The 25,137-nt window shown below is 49.3% G+C and carries 22 protein-coding genes, 1 pseudogene and 1 riboswitch; of the genes and pseudogenes, 12 read left to right on the forward strand and 11 right to left on the reverse strand.

The window, feature by feature from the left end; translation table 11 throughout:
• Positions 1-112: pseudogene (locus B5P39_RS24520) on the forward strand (IS982 family transposase); the annotation flags it as partial.
• Here B5P39_RS24520 and B5P39_RS19775 read toward each other — a convergent pair.
• The 3 genes from B5P39_RS19775 to B5P39_RS19790 form a co-directional block, all read right to left on the reverse strand.
• The gene (locus tag B5P39_RS19775; protein ID WP_088212684.1) at positions 109-729 is read right to left on the reverse strand and encodes a DUF3800 domain-containing protein; all 621 of its coding nucleotides are present in this window, start codon (positions 727-729) and stop codon (positions 109-111) included. The pseudogene B5P39_RS24520 and the gene B5P39_RS19775 sit on opposite strands and share 4 nt — an antisense overlap.
• A 353-nt stretch (positions 730-1,082) precedes the next feature.
• Entirely contained in the window at positions 1,083-1,526 is a 444-nt protein-coding gene (locus B5P39_RS25035; protein WP_088212686.1) for a GIY-YIG nuclease family protein, read from the reverse strand.
• 10 nt (positions 1,527-1,536) lie between these two features.
• Positions 1,537-3,672, reverse strand: coding sequence for a S9 family peptidase (locus B5P39_RS19790; RefSeq protein ID WP_088212687.1), 2,136 nt, complete (start codon positions 3,670-3,672; stop codon positions 1,537-1,539).
• Between the two features lie 240 nt (positions 3,673-3,912).
• Positions 3,913-4,147, forward strand: a riboswitch (FMN riboswitch).
• Between the two features lie 210 nt (positions 4,148-4,357).
• Here B5P39_RS19790 and ribB point away from each other — a divergent pair.
• Together ribB and B5P39_RS19800 are read left to right on the forward strand one after the other, a co-directional pair.
• On the forward strand, positions 4,358-5,011 hold the full coding sequence (ribB, locus tag B5P39_RS19795; protein ID WP_088212688.1) for a 3,4-dihydroxy-2-butanone-4-phosphate synthase: 654 nt from the start codon (positions 4,358-4,360) through the stop codon (positions 5,009-5,011).
• 363 nt (positions 5,012-5,374) lie between these two features.
• A complete protein-coding gene (locus tag B5P39_RS19800) occupies positions 5,375-8,608 on the forward strand; it encodes an EAL domain-containing protein (protein ID WP_088212689.1) in 3,234 nt (1,077 codons plus the stop codon).
• A gap of 88 nt (positions 8,609-8,696) precedes the next feature.
• On the opposite strand, the gene ftnA is transcribed toward B5P39_RS19800, so the two are convergent.
• Complete coding sequence (ftnA, locus tag B5P39_RS19805; protein WP_011620966.1) at positions 8,697-9,233, reverse strand: non-heme ferritin; 537 nt, start codon at positions 9,231-9,233, stop codon at positions 8,697-8,699.
• Between the two features lie 326 nt (positions 9,234-9,559).
• Here ftnA and moeA point away from each other — a divergent pair, with 326 nt between their 5' ends.
• The 4 genes from moeA to B5P39_RS19825 are packed head-to-tail and all read left to right on the forward strand — an operon-like array spanning position 9,560 to position 12,625.
• Complete coding sequence (gene moeA, locus B5P39_RS19810) at positions 9,560-10,813, forward strand: molybdopterin molybdotransferase MoeA (protein WP_088212690.1); 1,254 nt, start codon at positions 9,560-9,562, stop codon at positions 10,811-10,813.
• Between the two features lie 11 nt (positions 10,814-10,824).
• The gene (gene moeB / locus B5P39_RS19815) at positions 10,825-11,586 is read left to right on the forward strand and encodes a molybdopterin-synthase adenylyltransferase MoeB (protein ID WP_088212691.1); all 762 of its coding nucleotides are present in this window, start codon (positions 10,825-10,827) and stop codon (positions 11,584-11,586) included.
• Positions 11,587-11,640: 54 nt separating this feature from the next.
• A complete protein-coding gene (locus tag B5P39_RS19820; RefSeq protein WP_088212692.1) occupies positions 11,641-12,303 on the forward strand; it encodes a Bax inhibitor-1 family protein in 663 nt (220 codons plus the stop codon).
• A gap of 25 nt (positions 12,304-12,328) precedes the next feature.
• Complete coding sequence (locus tag B5P39_RS19825; RefSeq protein WP_088212693.1) at positions 12,329-12,625, forward strand: putative hemolysin; 297 nt, start codon at positions 12,329-12,331, stop codon at positions 12,623-12,625.
• Between the two features lie 42 nt (positions 12,626-12,667).
• Here B5P39_RS19825 and rlmF read toward each other — a convergent pair whose 3' ends face one another.
• Positions 12,668-13,762 carry a 23S rRNA (adenine(1618)-N(6))-methyltransferase RlmF gene (gene rlmF / locus B5P39_RS19830; protein ID WP_088212694.1) on the reverse strand — a complete coding sequence of 365 codons (1,095 nt, stop codon included), beginning with the start codon at positions 13,760-13,762 and terminating at the stop codon, positions 12,668-12,670.
• Positions 13,763-13,822: 60 nt separating this feature from the next.
• Entirely contained in the window at positions 13,823-14,233 is a 411-nt protein-coding gene (locus B5P39_RS19835) for a flagellar basal body-associated protein FliL (protein ID WP_088212695.1), read from the reverse strand.
• 101 nt (positions 14,234-14,334) lie between these two features.
• Between B5P39_RS19835 and B5P39_RS19840 the strand changes: the two genes are divergently transcribed.
• Positions 14,335-14,904, forward strand: a complete 570-nt coding sequence (locus tag B5P39_RS19840) for a chorismate--pyruvate lyase family protein (protein WP_086902881.1) — start codon at positions 14,335-14,337, stop codon at positions 14,902-14,904.
• Positions 14,905-14,963: 59 nt separating this feature from the next.
• Here the strand turns inward: B5P39_RS19840 and B5P39_RS19845 are convergent, their stop codons facing one another.
• A complete protein-coding gene (locus B5P39_RS19845; protein WP_088212696.1) occupies positions 14,964-17,774 on the reverse strand; it encodes an immune inhibitor A domain-containing protein in 2,811 nt (936 codons plus the stop codon).
• Between the two features lie 295 nt (positions 17,775-18,069).
• Entirely contained in the window at positions 18,070-18,663 is a 594-nt protein-coding gene (locus B5P39_RS19850) for a YhgN family NAAT transporter (protein WP_011715396.1), read from the reverse strand.
• A 293-nt stretch (positions 18,664-18,956) separates the two neighbouring features.
• Here B5P39_RS19850 and B5P39_RS19855 point away from each other — a divergent pair, with 293 nt between their 5' ends.
• Both B5P39_RS19855 and B5P39_RS19860 read left to right on the forward strand, forming a co-directional pair.
• Positions 18,957-20,594, forward strand: a complete 1,638-nt coding sequence (locus B5P39_RS19855; protein WP_088212697.1) for a metal transporter — start codon at positions 18,957-18,959, stop codon at positions 20,592-20,594.
• A 63-nt stretch (positions 20,595-20,657) separates the two neighbouring features.
• Positions 20,658-21,458, forward strand: coding sequence for an NRDE family protein (locus B5P39_RS19860; RefSeq protein ID WP_088212698.1), 801 nt, complete (start codon positions 20,658-20,660; stop codon positions 21,456-21,458).
• Positions 21,459-21,462: 4 nt separating this feature from the next.
• Here B5P39_RS19860 and B5P39_RS19865 read toward each other — a convergent pair whose 3' ends face one another.
• Entirely contained in the window at positions 21,463-21,912 is a 450-nt protein-coding gene (locus B5P39_RS19865; RefSeq protein ID WP_088212699.1) for a YybH family protein, read from the reverse strand.
• A gap of 129 nt (positions 21,913-22,041) precedes the next feature.
• Here B5P39_RS19865 and B5P39_RS19870 point away from each other — a divergent pair, with 129 nt between their 5' ends.
• Positions 22,042-22,602 (forward strand): lysophospholipid acyltransferase family protein, encoded by a 561-nt coding sequence (locus B5P39_RS19870; protein WP_011715392.1) that lies wholly within the window; start codon positions 22,042-22,044, stop codon positions 22,600-22,602.
• A gap of 25 nt (positions 22,603-22,627) precedes the next feature.
• Complete coding sequence (locus B5P39_RS19875) at positions 22,628-23,251, forward strand: LysE family translocator (RefSeq protein ID WP_088212700.1); 624 nt, start codon at positions 22,628-22,630, stop codon at positions 23,249-23,251.
• Here the strand turns inward: B5P39_RS19875 and B5P39_RS19880 are convergent.
• The gene (locus tag B5P39_RS19880; RefSeq protein ID WP_011715390.1) at positions 23,248-24,516 is read right to left on the reverse strand and encodes a mechanosensitive ion channel family protein; all 1,269 of its coding nucleotides are present in this window, start codon (positions 24,514-24,516) and stop codon (positions 23,248-23,250) included. The two genes, B5P39_RS19875 and B5P39_RS19880, sit on opposite strands and share 4 nt — an antisense overlap.
• A gap of 233 nt (positions 24,517-24,749) precedes the next feature.
• Positions 24,750-25,133, reverse strand: coding sequence for a DUF1090 domain-containing protein (locus B5P39_RS19885; protein ID WP_088212701.1), 384 nt, complete (start codon positions 25,131-25,133; stop codon positions 24,750-24,752).
• Positions 25,134-25,137: the final 4 nt, after the last annotated feature.

Consider the following 25,137-nt stretch of genomic DNA (forward strand, 5'->3'; position numbering starts at 1 on the left):
TTTTATGCTCAATATGATTGCGGGACTTATCGCCTATCAATTGAAAGACAATAAGCCACAACTGAACATCACTCACGCAGAGTTTAATGCTATTGCAGTTATGGCTTGTTAAACCGATCTCAGGTTAACTTGAGCCCCTGCCGGATGTACAACAAAGTCAGCCACCTCTAGAAGAGACAAGCATACATCCTTGGTTGCATACATAACTTTTCTAGGAATAATCCCATTATCAGAGCTCATTTGATAAGCACTGAAATAGCTACGCGTTGCCTTCCCAATTCTTTGTGAATCTTCAATTACAAATACAACTTCAGACGGATTAGTTAGCGATGCAAATTCGCACACTTGATGCATCACAGACTGCACTAATAGGTGTAAGTTATCAGTGCCACTTCCGTTTTCAAAACTGATTGCAGACATAGTTGCAAATCTGAAGATGGGTGAATTCGTAAAAAAGGACTCTAGAGCAGATAATTGATCTTTTGAAGGATTCTTTAGCTCTGCAGCGTGAAGCGGTTTATTCCTCCCAGAGAAGTAACTGTCTTTGATCATTGACCATGGTTCTTCTATAAACCGGAAATAATCCCTAGCAAGTACAGCGCATCCACCCAATCCGAAAACCGGAAAATTCTTATCAGCATAATTCTCGCATCCAGTTTCATCGATACCAACAACAAGAGCTGTATCTGGAAGATGATAGCTCCCATTTTCGTGTTCGAAAGATAGCATTCCGATACTCTTAGTTCTGTGGTCTAAGGTCTTATATTTATGCATTACGCTGTTTGCAAAACATAACCCGCTTGTCGGGCTTAGCCGCTGCCACACTCATGTTAATTGGTATGAATGATGCTATCGGAATTTGCTTTTGTAGGATAGCTGTTTTCTATGCGGCTCAGATCGTATTCACTTGATATCGTTTTAGCTTTATAAGTTTAACAAGATACCGATTGTTAGATTTAACTCCCTGCATACACAGATGTCGACGAGATTAAGCACTGTCATGAAAGTGACCGTTGGCGGCATGGATGCCGCCGTCGAGCCTATAGGGATATATTCACGGCGTGTCACTGGAATTGCAGTGCTTAATCGTTCCCCGCCATCATACCTAACGCTATCAAAGCGAGCTTTTGACTGCGGCTTAACTTTTTAACTGCGATTTCACGCCTTAGCGCATCGCTGCGAGTGCCGACTTGCTCTTGATACATTAGGGTTAGTGGCCCTTTGCCGCGCAGGTACTTTGCTGCTTTTGGGCTGTTTGATTGATGTTCGTCAAAGCGGCGTGCGACATCTGTGGTGATGCCAGTGTATAAGTGGCCATTGGCGCAGCGGATAAGGTACAGATACCACATCGAGACTTGTTCTATCTCTGACGTCGCGCCTTGCTCCGAAGTCACAGCTTGCTCAGCTCCTAGCGCTTCTGGCTTGCTAGAAAGCTGAGCTTGGTTAACAGCTGGCGCTTGGCTAGCCCCTTTTTTGGGGCTAGCCGATGGATGTGAATTTGCAGACTTAACGACTAAATCAGTCACCCGTTGGCGCCTACTTAGTCATGCCGAGCAGGCTTAGGAAGAAGGCATATTCCTGCGCAGTGTCTTGATACTGGCGGTAACGACCACTCTTGCCACCGTGTCCTGCATCCATATTGACGTCGAATAACAACACCTTATCGTCCAGTTTGTACCATTTATTTTGCACTTCACGCAGTTTTGCTACCCATTTCGCTGGCTCGAAATACTGCACCTGTGAATCATGCAAACCTGTGGTCACCAACAGATGCGGATACTCATGGTCGGCGACATTGTCGTAGGGCGAGTAGCTGAGCATATAGTCGAAATAGGTTTTCTCGTTTGGATTGCCCCATTCATCGTACTCGTTGGTGGTGAGCGGAATCGACTCATCGAGCATAGTCGTCACCACATCCACAAAGGGCACATGCGCCGCGATAGCAAAGTACTTTTCAGGCGCCATATTGGCAATCGCCCCCATTAGCAACCCGCCGGCACTGCCACCCGAAGCCACCACTTTATTTTTATCACCATAACCTTGCTCGGTTAAGGCGGTAGTGACATCAATAAAGTCATTAAAGGTATTCTTTTTATTCAGCAACTTGCCCGCATCGTACCAAGGGCGGCCGAGCATTTCGCTGCCACGCACATGGGCGATGGCATATACAAAGCCACGGTCGAGCAGACTGATAACCGACGAAGAAAAATCAGGCTCTACTGTGTAACCATATGAACCATAACCATATTGGTACAGAGGGTTGGTGCCGTCTTTCTTGAACTTATCCTTACGATACACCAAGGACACTGGCACCTTAGCGCCATCGCGGGCGGTGACAAATAAACGTTCGGCGCGGTACTGGCTGGCATCGAAGCCACCGAGCACTTGTTCCTGCTTAAGCAAATCGCGTCTATCGGGATTACTTAAGTGGTACTCATAAATCGCCTCGGGCGTGGTCAGGCTCGAGTAGAAAATACGTAACTTATCGCTATCTTGCTGGGCGTTCACATCTAAACCGAGCACATAGGCGGGTTCATCAAAACTCAGCTCAAAGGGCTTTTGACCATTGAATGGCATCACTTTAATGCGCGTTAGACCATTCTCACGGGTTTGAATCACCAAATAATCCTTCAGCACCAGCTCGTCTTCGATGCGCGCATTGGGATTATGGGCAACCACTTCCTGCCATTTGGATTTATCGGCGGCATCCTTAATCGCCACTTTCATCAAACGGAAGTTTGTCGCCTGCCAGTTGGTGAGAATGTAATAGCTATCGCCCAGCTTAGAGACGCTGTATTCATGGCCTTCTTCCCGCGCCAGCACAGGTTTGAACAGGCTTAAGGGATCGTTAGCATCCAGTGCCGACACTTCGCTAGTGGTGGTGCTCTCGTGGAACAGCACAATTTGCGACTCGTCTAAACTCTTGCCGAGGGAGATGTAATAAGCATCATCTTGCTCCTCATACACCAACACATCGCTCGATTGTGGCGTGCCGAGTTCGTGGCGATATACACGGTAGCCGAGCAGGGTTTGCAGATCTTTAGCGATATAAAACACATGGCGATTATCATTGCCCCAAACGATACGACCCTCTGTGTTTTCAAGCACATCGGTGATCATGGCGCCGGACTCAATATCTTTAAAGTAGATGTTGTACACGCGGCGGCTTAGCACATCTTCACCGAAGGCCAACATGGTTTCATCTGGGCTGACGCTGACGCCACCTAAACCATAAAACTCATGGCCCTTAGCGCGCTCATTCACGTCCAGCATCATTTGCTCAACCCCGTCACTGCCTTTGCGGGCGATCAACGGATATTCGCCGCCCTCTTGGTAGCGGCGGTAATAGCTGTGCTGGTGCCATTGGTACGGCACGCTCGACTCATCGGCCACTAAGCGCCCAGTCAGTTCGTTAAACAGCCCATCCTGCAATGACTTAAGCGGCTTAAAGTAGGCTTTGGTGTAACGGTTTTCGGCATTCAGATGCGCCAACACCTTAGGATCTTGGCGTTTATCGTCGCGCATCCAGTAGTAATCGTCGGTACGCGTGACCCCGTGCAAGGTCATCACATGGGGGATTTTTTCCGCAACGGGCGCAGAGACTTGCCCTTTTGGAGTGGAGCAACCGGGTAATAGCATAGCGAGACCTAAAGTAAGCAGCAGAGTGCGCATGTATACGTCCTTGTGACGTTCAAACACCATCGTGGGGCACGACGGCAAGCCAATAAGTTGATGTGTCGGATATGATATACCCAAGCTAGCGCTTGTTGCGAGTTTCCTAAAGATGATGCTGGTTTAAGCTTGGCGGCCAGTTGTGCGCTTGCGCAAACATTGCCCAATTTATGGCGCGATTTTATTGCCATTCCAACTAAATAGGCGCAACATAACCGCGTTTTTAGGCCAAGGCCTAACAACAATTCTCAGGGCGGGGTGAAACTCCCCACCGGCGGTAAATAGTGTCGTGAGCCGTTTTCACTCCCACTAAAGCCCGCGAGCGCCCGAACGCAATTTCGGGGTCAGCAGATCTGGTGACTTAGCTTGTCTCGTGATGGTTAATGCCTATCGAGCGCTACTATTCCAGAGCCGACGGTAATGGACTGTTTGCCATCATAGCAACAGTACTGAGTCCGGATGGAAGAGAATGTAAGACAACATTAGGATACGGGCGCTTCGTTTCAGCCAATGAACAAGAAGCCGTCATCTGAATGTTAGCCTCATATTTTGCAATGAGCCGATGTAAGCCATTGAGCTTAAATGGGTCTATTGCTACAGCTCAATCCCTTTGGGGTAGAAGGCTGTATTTCTGCACGCCCTGATTCTGGAAATTCCCATGTCGTATTTTTGAAGGATATTAACCATGAATCAGTCTTTACTTGCTCCTTTTGGTACTGCTATCGAACGCGTTGAAGCGGGTCTTAAAGCCCTGCGCCAAGGCCAAGGTGTGTTGGTCGTCGACGACGAAGATAGAGAAAACGAAGGCGACTTAATTTTTGCCGCCGAGTCACTCACCAATGCGCAAATGGCCATGCTTATTCGCGAATGCAGCGGTATCGTGTGTTTGTGTTTACCAGATGAAAAGGTCAAAGCCCTTGAGCTGCCACCTATGGTCGAAAACAACTCGAGCCAATATGGCACTGCCTTTACCGTGAGTATCGAAGCTAAAGTGGGTGTCACCACTGGGGTTTCGGCTGCGGACCGTGTCACCACCATTAAAGCTGCTATCGCCGACAATGCTAAGCCGAGCGATTTAGCGCGCCCAGGCCATGTGTATCCACTGCGCGCCCAACCCGGCGGCGTATTAACTCGCCGTGGCCATACCGAAGGCACTATCGATTTAATGCAACTGGCCGGCCTCAAGCCTGCGGGCGTGTTATGTGAAGTCACCAATCCCGATGGCACTATGGCACGTCTGCCAGAAATTATCGCCTTTGGTGCCGAGCACAATATGCCAGTGCTGACGATTGAAGATATCGTTGTTTACCGTAAGTCATTATTAGCCAACGTTGGCTAATTAATCCCCAAAGCGGGATGCTAGTTAAAGGACGTCGGCTCTGCCCACGTCCTTTTTTATTTAGCAAACATCATGCTAAAAAGCGGGAGAATTTGTATCAAATTAAGCTCAATATCACAGACAAACAAAAGATTCGTTTGCTAGGAGAGCAAATACACTAATAAAAATAGTATGTTAGTTATATATAATAAATCTCTGAATTTCGTGAGCTAGATTAGATATCCATAAACTAGGGGTCGCGACCCTCTTGCTTCTATGTTAAATATCCACACCCAGTGCCCGGTCTTTTTCCACTTTCAACACATCAAGGTTATGCCTTGATTTTTTATGTCTCCAACCGGGCAAAAGTAGGAGTAAGTTTACATGCCATCCACGCTACAGCATCTCAGCCTGAAGCAGAAGTTGATTCTGTTTTCACTGCTACCTTTGCTGATGATGAGTATTTTTGTGTTGTCGCGGATGTATGTGCTGGTGAAGGAATATCGCTCCGCCAATCAGAACCATCTGGCAATCCAAGCGACCGCCCAAACCACCGAACTACTCTACCAACTGCATAACGAATACGGCCTCAGTGTCCAGCTTTCTGCCCCCGGTTCCCCCCAAGAAGAAACACGCCTGCTACAGCAACAACAGATAACCTCAGACGCCTTAGATACCCTGCTCAATGGCTCAGGCTTAAGCACTTTAATGTCTGCCTTGGGTCGCAATCAACTCGCCGCCTCGCAGCTGCAGGAGCAGCTCAATACCCTGACCCTGTTAAGTCATAGGCTAGCATCGGGTCGCCAAGAGGCACTCGACCAACATCCTAAGGCCTTTATCGATCTGTATAACCAGTTCAACACGGAATTGGTCAAACTTATCCAGCAATTACAGTTACAAACCAACGATATTGCGCAATCTCGCGCCTACACGGATTTGCTTAATTTATTGATGGTGCAACAACTGGCGGTAAAAGAGCGCAGTGCGATTAATCGAATGCTGCTGTCGCAAACGCTGAACATTAACGACTACCGCACGATCAGCACTATCATGTATGAATATGGTCAAGCCATAGAACATGCCAGCAACGCCTCGATTTCTGACCGTCAGTCCTTAATCCGCAAGGTACAGACCTCCCCCGAGAATCTGCGCATCCTCAAGATTAGCCAACAAATAGAGCAACAAATCCGCGTCAGTACCTTAGTGCAAAATATCAATGCCCATTTAGGCTACGGTGGCTTGATTGACAGTTTTCAGGATTACCTCATCAAGGGCGATGCTGCCTCGCTAGAGAAATTTACTAAGGCGCAGGCAATTATCCAGCTGAATCTCGATGAACTTAATCATGAAATCCGCAATATTCCCGAGCTCAAAGCGGCGGTCAGGACGATTGAAGACAGTGTCGACCAATATCAATTCTGTATGTCTAAACTGCAGCAGTTGAAGCAACAGCAACTGTCACTCGAAGAAATCACCGCCCTCGCCCAAGTCAATGATAGCGGCCTGAGCGAGGCCATAGACAAGCTGTTAATGCCACCGCATCCGGTCAGCAGTAAACACTGGTGGTCGCTCACCAGCGATAGGATCAATAAGCTGCACGCCATCAGCGATGAAATCACTGAAAACATGGCGCACCAGAGTGAAGTACAACAAACTAAGTCACTCAGTTTGCTCGGGTTATATTTATTCTCCGCATTTTTTACCGCGGCAATAACCCTCTGGCTGGGGCGAAAAATTATTCGCAGCTTTATGGTGAAAATCACTAAGATTGCCAATGATATGCAGCGAATGGCCGCCGATCCGCAGCTCAATATCAATATCGATGCTTCCGGCTCCGACGAGCTGGCTCGCATGGCGCAGGCGATGAATCGGATGATCAGCGAGCGCCAAAAGGCCAACCACGCCCTAAGCCGCGCCGCCGCCGTGTTTAACTATTCCGCCGAAGGCATTATGGTCACGGATGCCGATAACCATATCGAGCTGATTAACCCCGCCTTTAGCCAGATCACCGGCTATAGCCTCGAAGAAGTTAAAGGCCGCAGCCCCTCGATTTTAAGCTCGAATCGTCACCCGCATCATTACTACACCGCCATGTGGGAAGCCCTGCATAAAGAAGGCAAATGGGAAGGCGAAATCTGGAATAAACGCAAAGATGGCCAAGTGTATCCCGAGTACCTCGCAATTACTGTGGTGCGCAATGAGCAGGGCGAAATAATCCAACATATTGGTTTATTTATGGATATCAGTAAGCGCAAGCAATACGAACAAGACCTCTGGTATCAAGCCAACTTCGACACGCTAACCGGGCTGCCCAACCGTAAGCTGTTTAACGAGCGGCTACAGCATGAAATCCAACTCGCCCAACACGACTCCCGCAAGCTAGCAATTCTGCTGATCGACTTAGACCAATTCAAATATATCAATGATGTGCAAGGCCATGCGACGGGCGACCTCTTGCTGCAGGATGTGGCCAAACGGTTAGAAAATATTATGGGTAAAAACGATTTTATCGCCCGTATCGGCGGTGATGAGTTTGTGCTTATTTTACCAAGATTAACCAATGAGTTAGCCATCGAGCATATGGCGAGCCGAATCATCGAAACCCTAGCAACTCCCTTTAATTTAAATGAACGGGAAATCCAGATTTCCGCCAGTTTCGGCATTGGCGTCTACCCAGAAGACGGGCTCGATGTCAGTTCGCTGACACGCAATACCGAAATGGCCATGTATCAAGCCAAGGATGCTGGTCGCAATAACTTTAAATACTTTACCTCTGGCATGAACCAGGCCATGTTTGCCCGCATGGAGCTGGAACAACGACTGCGCCGCGCCGTGGCGCAGGACGAATTTACTCTTCACTATCAACCGATTGTGGATATGAAAACGGGTAAAGTGTGTAGCCTTGAGGCACTGATCCGCTGGCAAGACCCAGACTTAGGCCTGATCCCTCCCGATCACTTTATTCGTATCGCCGAAGAAACTGGCCTTATCGAACCTATGGGTGAATGGGTACTCAACCAAGCCATGCACGATTTGAGGCAATGGCAACATATGGGATTCAAACTCAATGTCGCGATTAATGTCTCGAGCCGCCAATGCATCAACACCCGCGGCATAGGTTTCGACCAAGTGCTGCAGGAGTGTTTTAATCGTCACCATATCAACCCGAGAAACGTGCATATCGAGATCACCGAGAGCATGCTGATGGGCGATGCCAGCCACTGCCTAAGCACCCTCGAATCGATTCGCCACTTAGGCTCGCAGATTTATATCGATGACTTTGGCACAGGCTATTCATCCTTGAGTTATCTGAAGAAATTCCCGATTTCCGTTATCAAGATTGACCGCAGTTTTGTCGAAAACGCCCTCGATAACAACTCGAACGCCAATCTGGTCAAGGCCATTGTAATGATGGGGCAAAGCCTTGAAATGGAATTGGTGGCCGAAGGAATCGAAACCGAGGCGCAGTGGAAGTTTCTGCGCGACCTAGGCTGCCACTATGCCCAAGGCTATTTACTCTCTAAACCGCTACCATTCGATGAGATTACGCCATTACTCAGCCAGACATTGCCGAAGATGTTGCACTTAGAGCAGCGTGAGAAGTGTGTAAATAGTTGATAGATTTACCCTGTCGCCACGAATCATAGAGATTAAAAAAGCAGCCTAGGCTGCTTTTTTATTATCGCGTTGAATATCGCAATGGCGCTTAGGCCTGTGGTTGGCTTTGGGGGTTCATAATGCTCTCGCCGCCCTTTGATGCCAACTTAGCTAAATCTTTATCGATAAAGAACAGTGCTTTACCATCTTCGCCCACTAAACGGATCTTATCGACAATCGACTTAAACAGCTTTTCTTCTTCGTGCTGTTCGGCCACATACCATTGCAGGAAGTTGAAGGTCGAATAATCTTGGTTTGAAAAGGCTGCATGGGCCAAGGCATTGATCTTACTGGTGATCAGCTGCTCATGCTCATAGGTCAGCTCGAATAACGCCAGCAGAGAGTCAAACTGTGACTGCGGCGCTTCAATGGCACCCAGTAGAGGTAAGCCGCCAGTTTCGCTCACATAGGTGAACAAACGACGCATATGGCCCATCTCTTCGTCCGCATGTTCGCGCATAAATTTTGCTGCGCCTTCAAAGCCTTGATCTTCACACCATGCGCTCATTTGCAGGTATAAATTAGAGGAGAAGAACTCCATATTAATTTGTTCATTCAACTTTTCGATCATGGTTGCAGACAGCATAGTTAATCCTCTTGGGCATTCGAACTGAAATCTTGGCACACATTGTCATGAAGGGCGTCGCCAAAAGCAACAAAATTTACCTTTGTTTATAGAGCTAAGTTAATGATTCATTGATAAAAATGATTTTCATTTGTTCATAGACTCGTATTTAGCAGCATATCCAAGCCATCGCAAAATGATGTCTTGCTAGCGTTTTCTTTAGGCAAGACTTAAGCAAAACTGTCTGACAAATCACATAAACCCCTATGCAGATCATAGCCAAGCAAGCACAGCGTGGCATAATAGCCAGCATATTTGCCCAACCTTTTGCCCATAAGGAAGACCCGATGTCCGTGAAAGCCGATCCTTGTTCGCAATCTAGCTTAATGCATCCAGATCAAGCCATTCCCCTTCTGCTTGAGCAGGTTAGCCCAGTGTCAGACACAGAAGTCGTTACCCTTCCCCATGCGCTTGGCCGCGTCTTGGCCGAGGATTTGGCCTCTTGCATCGATTTGCCGCCCTTCGATAACTCCTCGATGGACGGCTACGCCTTTCGCTTTGCCGACTTAAACAGCCAGACCAATCAAACCACATTAACCCTGATTGGTAGCTCCTTTGCAGGCCATGGTTTTGAAGGTGAAATCCCCCCTCACTCCTGCGTGCGTATTATGACGGGCGCGCCAGTGCCAGCGGGCTATGACACAGTGCAAATGCAGGAAGAAACCCAAGCGCAGGGCAATCAAATCCAAATCAATCACCCTAAGGCTAAGGGCGCCAATGTGCGTTGCCGCGGTGAAGAGCTGCTGCAAGGCACTAAAGTCTTGAAGGCGGGCATCGAAATTAAAGCCGCAGAACTGGGCGTATTAGCCACCATTGGCGTGAGTCAGGTGCGGGTTTACCGCCAACTCAAAGTCGCGTTTTTCTCCACTGGGGATGAACTGCGCCCCGTGGGCAGCGACTTAGCACCGGGACAAATTTACGATTCAAACCGTTATTCCATCCAAGGCTTACTCAGCCGCGCCAATGTGGAATGGTTGGATTTAGGCGTGATAGCCGACGACCCAGAGGCCATTCGCCACGCATTTCGTCATGCCGCGAGCCAAGCGGATATGGTATTAACCTCAGGCGGCGTCTCGGTCGGTGAAGCAGATTTCACCAAGCAAATTCTTGATGAAGAAGGCAAAATCACCTTCTGGAAACTCGCCATTAAACCGGGCAAACCCTTTGCCATGGGACGCATAGGTAAGGCGGTATTCTGCGGCTTACCGGGCAATCCCGTGTCTTCCATGGTGACCTTCTACAAGTTGGTGTGGCCCATTCTGAATAAGATGCAGGGCTTAACCCCTAAAGCACCACTGATGCTGTCAGCCACTCTGACAACTCCGGTGCGTAAACAGCCCGGCCGTGTCGAATATCAGCGCGGCATTTTATCCCACAATGCACAGGGCGAATTGGAAGTGGCCATCACGGGCAGCCAAGGTTCGGGCATGTTGACCTCTATGAGTCTGGCGAATTGTTTCGTACTGCTGGAGCAATTCCAAGGTGACACCCCAGTGGGCACGCAAGTGACGGTTGAACCTTTTAATTCAGTGCTCTGCTAAGGTACGCCTCGATGAATGAACAACTAGAGATCCTCAGCGACGGCGAACTCACCCGCTACAGTCGCCAAATCTCCATCAAGGCGATGGATATCGACGGCCAAGAGCGCTTAAAACTCGCCAAAGTCTTGATGATTGGCGCCGGCGGTTTAGGCTGCGCGGCGGGGCAATATCTCACCGTTGCGGGCATTGGCGAGCTGACTCTAGTGGATTTCGATACGGTCGAACTCTCTAATTTGCAGCGCCAAGTGCTGCATCAAGACGCCACTATCGGCCAACCTAAGGTCGAGTCGGCCAAGCAGAGCCTTAACCGACTCAATCCTCACGTTAAAATCAATACCATCAATGCGGTATTGGATGACCATGAGATCGACGCCTTAGTCGCCAGCCACAGTATCGTGGTCGATTGCACCGATAATGTCAGTGTGCGTGAGCAGTTAAATCAGAGCTGTTTTAAGCACAAGATCCCGCTGGTCTCGGCCGCCGCGATTCGTATGGAAGGCATGGTTACTGTCTTCGACTATCAAGCACAAACGCCTTGTTATCATTGCTTTAGTTCACTCTTTGGCGAGCAGCAACTCAGCTGTGTCGAATCTGGCATTCTCGCCCCAGTAGTTGGCATGGTCGGCTGCTTGCAAGCGGTTGAAGCCATTAAAGTGATTGCAGGGATGGGCAAGACACTCGCAGGACGAATATTGATGATCGATGCCATGACCATGGAATTTCGCGAAATGAAACTCCCTAAACAACCCCACTGCAAGATTTGTGGTGAGTAACAGATTAACCTTTACCACTTAGCACGCTTTTTACAATTAAGGATATAAAAATCAATGGATTCTGAAAACAGCGTATTCGACCGCCGCACTACCGATGACACTCTCATAGGCGCGGGTCTTTATAATTTAGTGATTGGCTTAACCCTACTCTGGGGTTTTGCCGTGAACTATATAATGGTCAGCCATATCGACCCCGAAGCAATTGCCAGCGTTAACCCGTGGATTTTCTTTATCGGTTATTTCGCCTCCTGCTTCTTTGGGATTTACTTATTTCAAAGTTCGAGTAATCCCCTCGTCAGCTTTATTGGCTACAACTTTGTGGTCGTGCCCTTCGGCTTGATCATTAATATGGTCGTCAGCCAGTACGACCCTGAGCTGGTGACCGAGGCGATTCGAATCACGGGCTTAGTTACTATCGCCATGATGTGTTTAGGAACTATGTTTCCGGCCTTCTTCCAGAAAATCGTCGGGGTGCTGACTATCGCATTGTTATTAGTGATAGTCGTTGAACTGATTGAAATATTTATCTTTAAAACCCACCACGGAATTTTGGATTGGATAGTTGTGCTCATTTTCTGCGGCTATATTGGCTACGATTGGGGCCGCGCGAATCAAATCCCGAAAACAGTCGATAATGCCGTCGACAGTGCCGCCGCTTTGTATATGGATATCATCAACCTATTTCTGCGTATTTTGCGGATTTTAGGACGTAAATAAGTCACTCAACGACAAGGAAAACAGCATGAAGTTAACCTCACCACTGTTAATCGGCCTGATCATGTGCGGCAGCTTAGTCGGCTGCGGCGAGAAGACTGAGCCTACAACTCAGGCGCCTGCCGAAGTAAAAACCGAAGCCAAAGCTGGCGCTAAGGTGCAAATCGCCAACCCAGCCGCCGAATATTGCGTCTCACTGGGCGGCACTTCGGAAATCCAGAAGACAGCTGAAGGTGAACATGGCATTTGTACTTTACCAAGCGGTGAAAAAATTGATGAGTGGGCGCTATTTCGTCGCGACCACCCACAGGAAAACGCCCAGTAATTGAGGCTAGTAAAAAAAAACAGGCGCACTCGGCGCCTGTTTTTATGCCCCGCTGATGACCTGATTACGCCACTGCAAACGTTTAGCCTGCGAATGGAAACTCCATGCGAGCACCCGAGTGACCTTATTACCCTGCTGCATCTCAATGGTTTTTACTGTATCGACACCCAACTTTTCCAAAGCCTGATAACAAGGCTTAAGGTTCTCCTGCTTCGACACTAAGCTAGTAAACCACAAACACTGCTCGGCAAACGCTTGGCTCTCGCGGATCATAGTGGCTAAAAATTGCTTTTCCCCTCCTTGGCACCATAACTCCGCCGCCTGACCACCAAAGTTTAAGGTCGCGCTGGTCGCTTTAGGCTGCTCACCACGATTAAGTTGTAGATTACGCACCTTGCGCAGCGAGCCTTCACTCGCTTCTTTTAACGAGCCATGAAAGGGAGGATTGCACAGGGTTAACTCGAAGCGATCAGAAGCTTGAATAACCCCCTTAAAGACCGCCTTGTCATCCTGCTGCCGCCTTAAGGATAAGTGCCCCTGTAAACTCGGGTTACTGTCGATAATCCGCTGCACATTGGTAAGCGACTGAGGATTAATATCCGAGGCGACAAACTGCCAGTCATACACTTGATGACCTAGGATGGCATAAACGCCATTCGCCCCAGTGCCTATATCTAAGGCACGGATCGCCGCAGCGCGCTTAACTTTAGCGTCCTCAAATAACAGATCGGCCAAGTAATGCAGATAGTCGACCCGCCCTGGAATTGGCGGGCACAGCGCGCCCTTGGGAATATCCCAAAATGCTAGCCCATAATGATGTTGCAAGAGAGCCGCATTCAGAGTTTTCACCGCCAAGGGGTCGGCAAAATCGATAGACAAGTCGCCATAGGGCGTGGGCCGAACAAAGACTTTTAGCTTGGGATAACTCGCCATTAGGGCCGGAAAGTCATAACCATTAATGTGCAAATTACGCGGATGTAAGCGCTTCTTCTCGCCATGCTTTACTTTGGGCTTGCTGGCCGTTTTCGGATTGGCAGTTTTGGGCTTGGCTACCGATTTGGGCGTGCTTGGCTTACCCCGTTTACCTGCGGATGACGTCGCGGGTTTTGCGGCAGTTTTAATGGCGGGTTTAGGCATAATGACTTATCAACAAGGGCGGGCTAATCCAAGGATCAGCCCTCAAACATATTGGCGGAATTAATCGTAAAGATAGGAGGTAAACAGTAGGTTGACCACTAAGGGTTTACCCGCCTCTTTGGTCAGCAGATTATTCACCATATCGAAGCACTCACGGCGGATTTCTTCACGGCCAGTGAGGGACTTAATCTTTTCTTCGGCCTGATTACCCAGCACTTCAATAATCGCGGCGCGCAGCAGCGGATCATGGCGCTCGACGATGACGAGATCATCGGGATTTTGTACCATCAGCTCGACACTGATCTTCACAAACCCTAGTTTTTTGCGGTTTGAAATATAGTTAGTCACGATTTCGGGTTCGAAACCGTAGTAAGCGTAATCCCCTGCGGGAGTCGCTTCTTTCTCGTCGGCCGCATATGCATTCAATACAACACTGAATAAGATCAGGCAGGCTGATAATAATTTTTTCATCGCGGTTTACAGCTCCCTAAAAACAATAATGGTCAATGGAAGAAACTTCCCAATCTATCTGGTAGACTGCCGACGTTTGCTTATATTGTAACGAGTATTTGATGAATGTGACCAGCTTAAGCTTTCCCTATGGCGAATCTATTCAATGGTTTTGTGCCGATAACGCCAAAAATCTTCCCTCATCTCCCCTTAAAGAATGGTTACTGGCACCGGGAAGTCTGACACAAAAGCTTAAGGGCTGTTGTGATAAGTTCGAAGTCAAAATCCTCGGTGAAGGCCAATGTGCGCCGCTCGAAGGGGAATATCCCAAGCAAAATGCCGTTTGGGTGCGAGAAGTGTTACTCTGCCTCGATTCTGTGCCTTGGGTATTTGCTAGAACCTTGATCCCGCAGTCTTTATTATCGACCCGCCAAGCCGATTTTTTAGGCTTAGGAACACGTCCACTGGGCGAATTATTGTTTAGCCAAGACAGTTTTGTGCCCGGTCGCATCGAAATCGCCCGCTTTACCACCGACAGTCGCCTCGCCCAACTCGCCCAAAGCTTAGCGCAAAACGTCGAACACGAACTCTGGGGACGCCGCCGATATTTTCACCATGACGAGGAGGAAATGTTTGTCAGCGAAATGTTCCTCCCTGCCGCAGTACAAGCTATGGCTAGGCTACAACCCTAACCTCTAAGCTAAAACAAAAATGCCTCTATATCAGAGGCATTTTTCGTTAACACATCCGCTTATTGACGCTGGCGGCGCCACACAAAACCACCGAGCAACATCAGGCTCAGCCAGCTTAGGCTGCCACCACCGCCGCCACTCGACGTTTCAGTTGGCGTCGTTGGTACTGTCACGGTAACGCTTGAGCTGCTGCTTGCAGTAGCGTTTTGAGTATCTTTGACCGTCAGCGTGACAGTGTAAGTGCCCGCGCGAGTGTAAGTGTGGGTTGGCGATACCGAAGTGCTTGAGGTGCCATCGCCAAAGTTCCATGTATAACTTAGGCTACCAACGCCACCTGCCGAGGTGTTGCTAAAGTTCACCGTGAGCTGGTTGGCACTGGCACTAAAACCAGCGGTTAAGGGCAAGCTCACCACAAGCGTTTTAGTGGCAGTCGCGATTGTGCCTTTGGCATCGGTTACCGTTAAGGTCAGCGTATAGGTTCCTGCATTTGCGTAGGTATAAGTCGCCGACGCTGAAGTGCTGGTCGCTCCCGCAACACCAAAATCCCAAGCATAAGTGTATGCGCCTTCGCCACCATCAACCACAGCAGCCACAGTAGCAGTTAAGCCACTTTGACTCAGATTGATTGTCGCGGTTAAGGGCGTTAACGCAGGATCGGCATTCGCATTGGCTAAACGGATCACCGCTGTGCTGTTATCACTGGCTTGAGAGACCACTTGCATCGTCAAGCCCAGCTTTTGCAGCACCATCCCCGACTGAGGTTGGAGCGGCGCACTGTAATCGAAACTATCGTCAAACAGGCTCACAGGCTCAAGATTAGTGTCGCCAAGATATGCCGTTTGTCTTACCGTACTAAAGGCCGCATCACGGATTTGAGCATCGGTAGAATTAGTGCCAATCATATTCTGATCCGCATCAATCACCCCAATCAAACTATGGCCAGGATGATCAGACACGTTGTTATCGTAGTAACTAAAATCCTCTAACCACAGGAGTACGCCGGGATCAAAACCTTCATTCTTTAATCCGGCATCCACACCATTGTGACTGCGTAGTTGGATTAAATAGCGGGATGCTGCACCTGGACGCGTGTTGGTGATCCGGCTGTAACCTGCCAGAGTGGCCTTACCGGCAACCTCGACATTATCGGCATACAGCTCAGTTGCACCTTGTTTGATACTGATGTTGTCGATAGTGATTCCCGACTCGATTGCGGCCTCATCGGTCACATAGGTAAACTCAATCGTCACAGCTTTACCAGCGTAGGCTGATAAATCATATTCCAACCCCACCCAAGCATCGCTGCCTACAGCTGTCGAAATACTCGATGATTTACCCGTAATAATATGTCGAGCGCTGTTAATCGCGTTGACGGACTTAGTGTAATTGCCCGCAATCGCCACACCGTTCACTTTGACCTGCATATAGTCGTAGTCGGCTTCAATCTCCCAACTTGCCTGCATGGCAAGCGTGAGTTTGTCACTCGTCGCTGGCAAGTTTACCGTAAAGCTCATGCTGTTGCTCAGCATATCCCCTTGGCCCGAATAGTACTGGTAACTCCCTTGATAGGGTGCTTTAAAGGCTATAGGTGCTGCGGGAAGAGGAATCGATATCTGGTTTACTACGTCTTGATTTGACGCCTGATTCAGTGTCACTTCCATGCCAGATTTAGGAATACTGTCTAAGCTGATTTCACGCTCATTCAGCCATTTACCTTTATATTTTTCCTGTAAATAGGAGCGCGCGTAGGGGCTAAAACCGCTAGGTTTAGTACCAGGGATGGCCCCCGTCCAACTACCCGAAGACATTAAAGACCAAGCGCCCACGGGAGAACCATCTTTATTGGTGTTATCCGTAGTGTCATATTCATCGGGCAAGCCCAGATCGTGGCCAAACTCATGGGTACAGACCCCAGTCGCCGCATCGATTGGTTGAATGGTGTAACCGAAGAGTTTTTTGGTCGACCCAGGTAGGCTATAACCTTGCGTGCTCTGGTCAACATAATAACGGTGCGACCAAATCGCGTTGTCCCCTAATTTACCGCCCCCTGTTTCTTCCCCAATACTCGAGTGGAAAATCATCACATGGTCAATAATGCCATCGGGCTCGTTTAGATTGCCGTTATCATTTAAATCGTATGGATCTTCAATATCATAGGTTGCGAGTTCCGCCGCAGACATATTGGCTACCGCTTGGCTCACCGCCTCTTTAACCAGCTCAGTCACATGGGCATCGCTACCTGTATCGGCATCATTCGCGCCATAGTAATCGGCATTTTGGCTTGCGGTATACCAACCTTTAACATCGCCAGTGAAGAAGAAGGTCTTGCCTGAAACGGCTTGGTAATATTGATAGGCCGAGTCTAAGGTCTGCCCCTGGGGACCATTAAAACCAGTGGTGGAGAAGAGTAAATTTTTATAGTGAGACGCAGGGTAACTTGAGTAATACATGTCGGTATCACTCGCCGTTAAACCATTGTTGTTATACTTTAAATCAGGAAAATCAATCAGTACGGTTAATACCTTCACCGTTTTGGTTACGTCAGCATCCGCTAACACTCGCTGTGCGGGTGCGCGCATCATCGCCGTCGACTTCACTTTTTGTAGCCTGTCTTGCTCGGCCTCAACCACCATTCTCGGCTCTTTGGGCTGGGCTAGGCTGGCACGGGCAATATAGGCTTCAACGGCCGCTTGCTTAACGCTGTCGCTGGCATCCGCGGAGACTTCGCCCCGCTTGATCAACCAATAAAGGATCCTTTCTTTATTGATGACCCCTGCATCCGCTGGCGTATGATTGGGCGCCGCAATACTAGCGCCACTCACCAAGGCCAACATCAATCCTAACGCTGTGATACTTTTTGAACTTCGCATTACTCTTCCTTCCGTCACAATGTGCGCTGTAGCTAAGCTATTTTCTAAGGCTAGTGCCTATTTGCTCTATGGCAAGTTTGTTTTTGGCGGCTCGCGATCTTGAATACCTTCCCCCATTTCGGGGGATGTAAAAACATATCAGGACTATTTTTGCGTAACAACTTGATACATTCAGGGATGGGATTCTTTTTATGTTTTGTCAGGCGTTATTCAGCAAACGCTCCTCATCGCCCCTTAGGCATAAAAAAACCGCATTAACGGGCGTCAATGCGGTTCTTGCAAAACAAAGCTAGGTTTAGCTGGCGGTTTTCATATAATTTGAAACCCCATCGAGGAACATTTGCACCGATATCATCACCAGTACCATGCCCATTAAGCGCTCAACAGCCGTTAGGCCTTTTTCACCCAACATACGGGTAAAGAGCTTATAGAACATTAGGATAACTGCACTCGCTCCCCACGCAGACACTAGCGCTATCGTCCAGTCCCCCATGCGAGAGCTGTCGGTGTGAGCAAGTAAAATCAGCGCAGCCAGAATCGATGGTCCCGCCATCAATGGAATGGCCATAGGGACGATAAAGGGTTCCTCTCCCGCCGCAAGACCAACCACGCCGCCCGGCTGAGGGAAAATCATTCGAATGGCGATCAGGAATAGGATAATCCCGCCAGCAATACTGACTGACTCGGAACGTAGATTTAAGAAACTGAGGATGGCTTCGCCGGCATACAGGAAGGCCAACATGATCAATAATGCGAAAATCAGTTCGCGGATCAAAACCCTACGACGTTTTTTCGGGTCGATATGCCTTAAAATCGACGCGAAAATCGGTAAATTACCGAGGGGATCCATGATCAAAAACAACATTACCGCAGCAGAAAATATATCCATTTAACGTTATCAACACCCAAGCCAACATGAGCCGATATTGTATAACCTTTTCGCGTTACAGATGTGAAAAATTATCTATAAAATTCCTAATGATGGCCCTAAGCCAGCATGCCATTGTCAATTTCCCCCGCCAAATGCCAAGCCGCACTGAGTTTACGCCCTCGAGCGTTAAAGGGATTTCTGCGCCTGCAATGATAGGTCATTGTCACTTGAGTAAATTGCCAGTAAGTCGCTGCTCATTTTGATTACAACTGGTATACTATGGCGTTTTTTCAGCAAAATTCGTGGAATCCATGCTCTATCTTCTCGCTAGCTGTATCGCACTCTTAATCGGACCACTGTTTTATCGCTACTTTTCATCGGGCAGCGGCTTACAGAAGGGACTCGATGGCTTTATCTTCGTCTCTTTAGGCGGGCTAGTGCTGATCCATATTTTGCCTGAATTGCTCGAGCATGGTGGCCTATTGGCCATCGTCTTTGTCGTGCTCGGCCTCTGGGGACCGACCGCCAGCGAACGCTTATTCCATCGCTACTCGGAAATCACCCATAATCTCACCCTGTCACTCGGGATTGGCGGTCTTTTACTGCATACCATCACAGATGGCGGCGCTATGGTGCTGGCGCAGCAGGATGGCAATTCCAGCCTATTAGCGCTCGGGGTGATATTGCATCGACTGCCCGTAGGCCTCGCGATTTGGTGGTTACTCAAGCCTCAAGTCGGAACCCGTTGGGCAAGTCTCGTATTAGTCGCCATGATGCTACTCACTGGCGTGGGTTATTTCGCGGGCGAGCAATTATTATCCCAGCTCAGTTTAGATAATACCGTTTATTTACAAGCTTTTGTGACAGGCTCAATCCTGCACGTTGTGCTGCATCAACCCCATGGTCAACACGATACCGATAAGCAAGGCCAGTATGAATATCAGGCTGGTATCGGCAGTTTACTGGGGATTGGATTGTTGATGGTGCTGCTCCTGATGGATTCCGGCGGCCATGACCATGCTCACCACGATCACAGCACCGAACAGCTAACCACTTGGCTAATGACCATAGCGCCGGTACTTTTACTCAGCTATGCCGCGGCCGCGCTGCGATTCCAGTTAGGCTTAACCCCGCAGGATAACAGCCTCGCTCGCCGTTGGTTCCAACGCTTGGCAGGCCCTGAGGCGCTCGTGCTCACCGCGTTACTGCTCGGCCCTTGGTTAGCGTTATTCCAGCTACTCGTGGTGTTTATTATGAGTGCTTATCTGGCCCACGCTCGGGTCGAGATAACCGATCCCCACAGCAAGTTGCCCCACAATGCGCTGCGCTTTGGCTTTGCCCATCTGGTTGATCGCAGCGCCCCTTGGGTGCTTCTCAGCCTAGTGCTCGTCAATCTGATCGGCCATCCTTCGGTACCGTTAAGCAATCCTATGTTGCAGATTGCCGTACTCTTGTTGGTCTTTTTACCTATGCGCTTCTGTAATTTAGGCGCAGCAGTACTGTCGATTGCCCTTGCCTACAGCGGCTGGAGCCCACTTGCCATCATACTGCCTCTAATTGCTGCGCCCGTGCTGAACATCGCCCAACTTAAACTTATGAGCTGGCCGCAGCGTGGTGTTTTGCTGACTATTATTGCCGTATCACTGGTAGCAGCCCTTAAGTTACCTATGTGGTTCTCCTTGGTTACCTTGCCTGAGGCGATTAATTTGGCCGCCTTGCTGGTTCTATCCGGTTTATTTGCCGCGAGCTTACTGCGCCTAGGACCACGTAAGTTCTTACGTCGCCTGATGATGTTAAAACCCGCTACTCATGGTCATAAGCACGGCCATGATCATGCACACGCGCATGCCGCGGCTACAGAAACCGCCCATAGTCACGGCCATGGCCATACACACTCTCATCAGAGTGGCGGCCACAGCCATAGCGATGCAAATAAGCACCATCACTAGCACTGTTCATTTGTTCACAGACAGGCTAAGTTAATCCTACTCCTAGGATAAATTTAGCCTGTTATGTGCATACTCTTCGTCGCCCTTAAAACTCACCCCCAGTATCCGCTGATCATTTGCGCCAATCGGGATGAGTTTCACCACAGACCCACAGCCCCTGCACAATTTTGGCCGCCGGAGCAGAATATGCTCGCGGGCAAGGACTTGCAGGCGGGTGGCACTTGGTTTGGGGTGAATAAACAGGGGCAAATTGCGGGAGTCACTAACCTGAGGGTGGCGCAAAAATCCCAAGAGCCGATGCGTAGTCGCGGCGAACTGATCATTAAAGCCTTAAGCTCGGGTTCGCTTATCTGTCCAAATTGGCTTGAGGAGCACGCCGAAGATTATCAGCCATTTAATCTCGTGTTTGGCCAAGGCACCAACCTCTATTGCTTCAACAGTCTTAAGCGGAACACGGTAAAACTCACGGCAGGATTCCACGCCATTAGCAATGGCGCGCTCGATGATATTTGGCCGAAAATGGCTAAGGGCCAACGTTCGCTCGAGGCCCTTATCCAACAATCGGAACCGCTTGAGCTAGAGTCGCTGATTCAGTTAATGCAGGATGATTCGCGTCCAGAGGATAACGAGCTACCCGACACGGGCGTCGGGCTAGAATGGGAACGCCGACTCGCGGCAATTTATATTCGTCACCCCGACTATGGCACCCGCTCCACCAGCATTTTGCTGCAAAATGCCCAAGGGGAAGTCCAGTTTACCGAAGTAAGATATGACGGTAAGGGTCGGCGACTGGGACAGCAGGATTTCCACTTCACCCTGCCGTCGCAATTACCTAAAGAGCCGGACTGTCTCGCCCACTTTTAGTGGTTCAGTCCGAACTGTGGTCCATAGTGATCACCCAGCGATCATCAATTTTTTCCACCAGCAGGGTAAATACCCCCGTGGGCGCATCCTTTTGCCGCTTTAAATCCCAGCGCCCCACCACCATAGCGGCGTAGTTACTGAGCATTTTGATTTCTTTGATGGTGAACTTCAGCTCACCCAGCGCCTCTTTATTCGGATAGTTTTTCTTGTAGGCGGCAAGGGTTTCATCCCAGCCGTAACGAAACTTTCCATTAGAGACAAATCTAAGCTGTTCGCTCTTCCAATAACCCTGCATGTAAGCGTCAAGATCGCCGCGGTTCCACGCATCTTCCTGACCTTTTAGCATTTGGGCAATGTCATCCGTCGGCACTGCACTCACCTGCCCAACAAACAGCAACATCAGTACCGCGAGGCACCGTAAAATATGTTTTTTCATCAATCCCTGTCGCAACATAGTATCGCTCCCCAACTATCAGGTTAGACTGTACTATAACCAAATTGGCGCAGACTATCTTGTCAAAGCCGATTTATAATTAAAAAAAGCTGATGATATTATTCATTTTTCGACTCTGAGCACCAAACTATGTTTACACATTTATGCCGCTGGCTACTTAAGATTTCAGGCTGGCAAATCCAAGGGCAGTTACCTTCTCAAGCCAAATACATTGTAATTGTTGCGCCCCACACCAGTAATTGGGACTTTATCATCGGCGTGCTCGCCCGCGGCGCCTTAAACACCCGCATACACTTCCTCGGTAAGCATCAATTGTTTATTCCGCCTTGGGGTTGGTTCTTCCGCGCTATCGGTGGCAGCCCAGTGGACAGGCGTAAAAACAATAACTTAGTCGATGCTGCCGTGCAGTTATTTGCCACCCAACCCGACTATAAACTCGCGCTCGCCCCCGAAGGTACTCGCAGCCCAGTGACTCGCTGGAAATGCGGCTTCTACCATATCGCTTCCAAGGCGCAGGTGCCAATCGTGCCAGTCGGCTTAGACTTTGCCCGTAAGGCCGTGGTGATCCAACCGCCACTGCAACCAAGGGAAATCGAGCAAGATATGGCGGAAATCCTCAGTTTTTACCGCAGCATTAAAGGGCGTCATCCCAAAACGATCCCCGACTATACGCCAGACAACAGACGTTAATGCCTGAGGAATAACGGAGCAAAACATGCAGACCGAAACTTGGTTACTCTACCTTTTTGCGATTGTGTTGATTGGGGTTTCCCCCGGGCCTATCGCTATGTTGTCTATGTCCCACGGCATTCATTTCGGTAAAAAACGCAGCATAGCCACAGGGCTTGGCAGTGTCAGCGCCGCGCTGGTGTTGATGGCGGCTTCGGCGGCAGGATTAGGCGCGATAATCAGCGCCTCGGAATACGGCTTTAGCCTACTCAAATGGTGCGGCGCCGCCTATCTGGTGTTTTTGGGCATTAAGCTATTGCTCACTAAGCAACAAGGGCAAAAGCTGGAAGTGACGAAAACCGAAGGAAAAGGCACAGCTAAGCAACTCTATAAACAGGCATTTTTAGTAGGGTTCAGCAATCCTAAAGACCTGCTGTTTTTTGCGGCGTTATTTCCACAATTTATCGATTTAACTGCCCCACAAATGCCGCAACTGACGATTCTTGCCCTCACCTGGGCGCTGGTCGATTTTAGTTTTGTGATGCTGTACGCCTCGATGGCCAATGTGCTGGCCCCGAGCCTAAAGGTCAGCAACAAACTGCATTGGTTTGACCGTACCAGCGGCGGCGTGTTTCTCACCCTCGCCGCCATCTTAATCAGTCGGGATTAGCCCTCGACTTTCACCGATTTTAGACTGCGGATATCGTTGCCCGTTGGCGCTTGGAAGGCCTGCAAACCAAATTCGGGCAATACGGCAAAGATATGGTCGAAGATATCCGCTTGTATCGCCTCATAAAAAGCCCAACGAGTGTCATTGGTAAAGATATAAATCTCTATCGGTAAACCTTCGGTAGTTGGTGCCAATTGGCGCACCATCAGTGTCATATCCTTATGCACTTTATCGTGGCGTTGCAGGTACTCCTGCAAATAGGCGCGGAAAGTGCCGACGTTGGTCAGATGGCGGCCGTTGACCTTCATATCCAGATCCGACACTTTGGCATTCGACTCTTGGATCTCGCTGATCTTGGCGGGGAAATACTCTTTCAAGCAATTGATTTTACTGAGGCGATTTCGCTCTTCCTCAGATAAAAACTTAATGCTGTTGATATCGATATTGACCGCACGCTTGATACGGCGACCACCCGATTCCGACATACCACGCCAGTTACGAAACGCATCCGACACTAAGGCATAGGCGGGGATCATGGTGATGGTCTTGTCCCAGTTACGCACTTTCACTGTGGTTAAGGACACTTCCTCCACCGCACCGTCGGCGCCGTACTTGTCCATTTGGATCCAGTCGCCCTTGCTCACCATGCGGTTGGCGGCGAGCTGAATGCCGGCCACAAAGCCCAAAATGGTGTCGCGGAACACTAACATCACAAAACCCGTTGCCACACCTAAACCGCTGAGGAAGTACACGGGGGATTGATCCGCCAGTACGGAAATCGACACGATCAGACCGACGAAGAACAGAAACAGTTTAATCAGCTGCACAAAGCTTTTTACCGGCAAGCGGCGGCTGACCAGATTGACATCGGAAATCTCATTAACCGCATCGAGCCCAGCGTAAATGGCGCGGATCATCAGGATAACCAACCAAATACTCAATAGACGGTCGACTAAACTGCTAAGCACGGGGTGCTCGGTTAAGGTAATGGGCACTAGCAGGTTGAGCACTATGGCGGGGACTAACATCGCCAGCTTTTCGAGCACTTTATAGCGCATAAACACATCGTCCCACGTCGCCTTGGAACGCAGGATCACCATGTTCACCGCGCGGATCACCCCACGGCGCATAATAAAATAGGCAATGGCCGCCACCAGCACACAGGCAAGCAGCATAATGCTCGTTGAAATGCTGTCGGACGGTTGGCTGTCGATCCCGACACTCGATAACCAGCCCGAGATTTCAAGGCGAATTTCTTGATCCACAATCTACTCCTAGAGAAACGGCTGGATTATCTGCCCAATCAAGCCATCCCAAGATAAAGCCATAAGGTTGCGAGAGCATGACGCGCTCACGATTGAAGCTAGCAACAAATATTTCACAACCATTTATTTTTCAAACGATTTTAGCATTCGAGGCCAAGAGCTTAAAGCGCATCGCGGTTTAAAATGCCAGATTGAGTCCTGCATCCATAGCGCAGCAGCAAATGGCCTAGCCGCTATTGCTCAAGTTTGGCCTGCGCCTGCTCCAATTCAGCTTGAGCCTCTGCCACCTTTTGGCGTTTTTTATTGATTTTATCCATAGACTTACCCGCAGCTATCGCATCTGTCAGCTCATTTTGACGTTCGACGAGTTTAGCTTCTAAGGCTTCGACCTTGGCTAAGCGCTCTTGGTATAGCTTGTCATCGTCACAGTGGGTTAGCACAGCTTGGCGTGCCTGATCTAACCCCTCTGCTTTTGCTTGATTACCCGCGGCTTTAGCCTCAACAAGCTGCGCCTCAATTGCCGCTAACTTAGCAGCACAGCCTTTAGGGGGCTCATCCTGCGCCAATGCCACGCCACTGCACAACAAGACTAGCAAGCATCCGTATCGACAAAACATAGGC

Origin of the sequence: Shewanella sp. Shew256, from assembly GCF_002196695.1 — a bacterium.
Classification (GTDB): Bacteria; Pseudomonadota; Gammaproteobacteria; order Enterobacterales; family Shewanellaceae; genus Shewanella; species Shewanella mangrovisoli.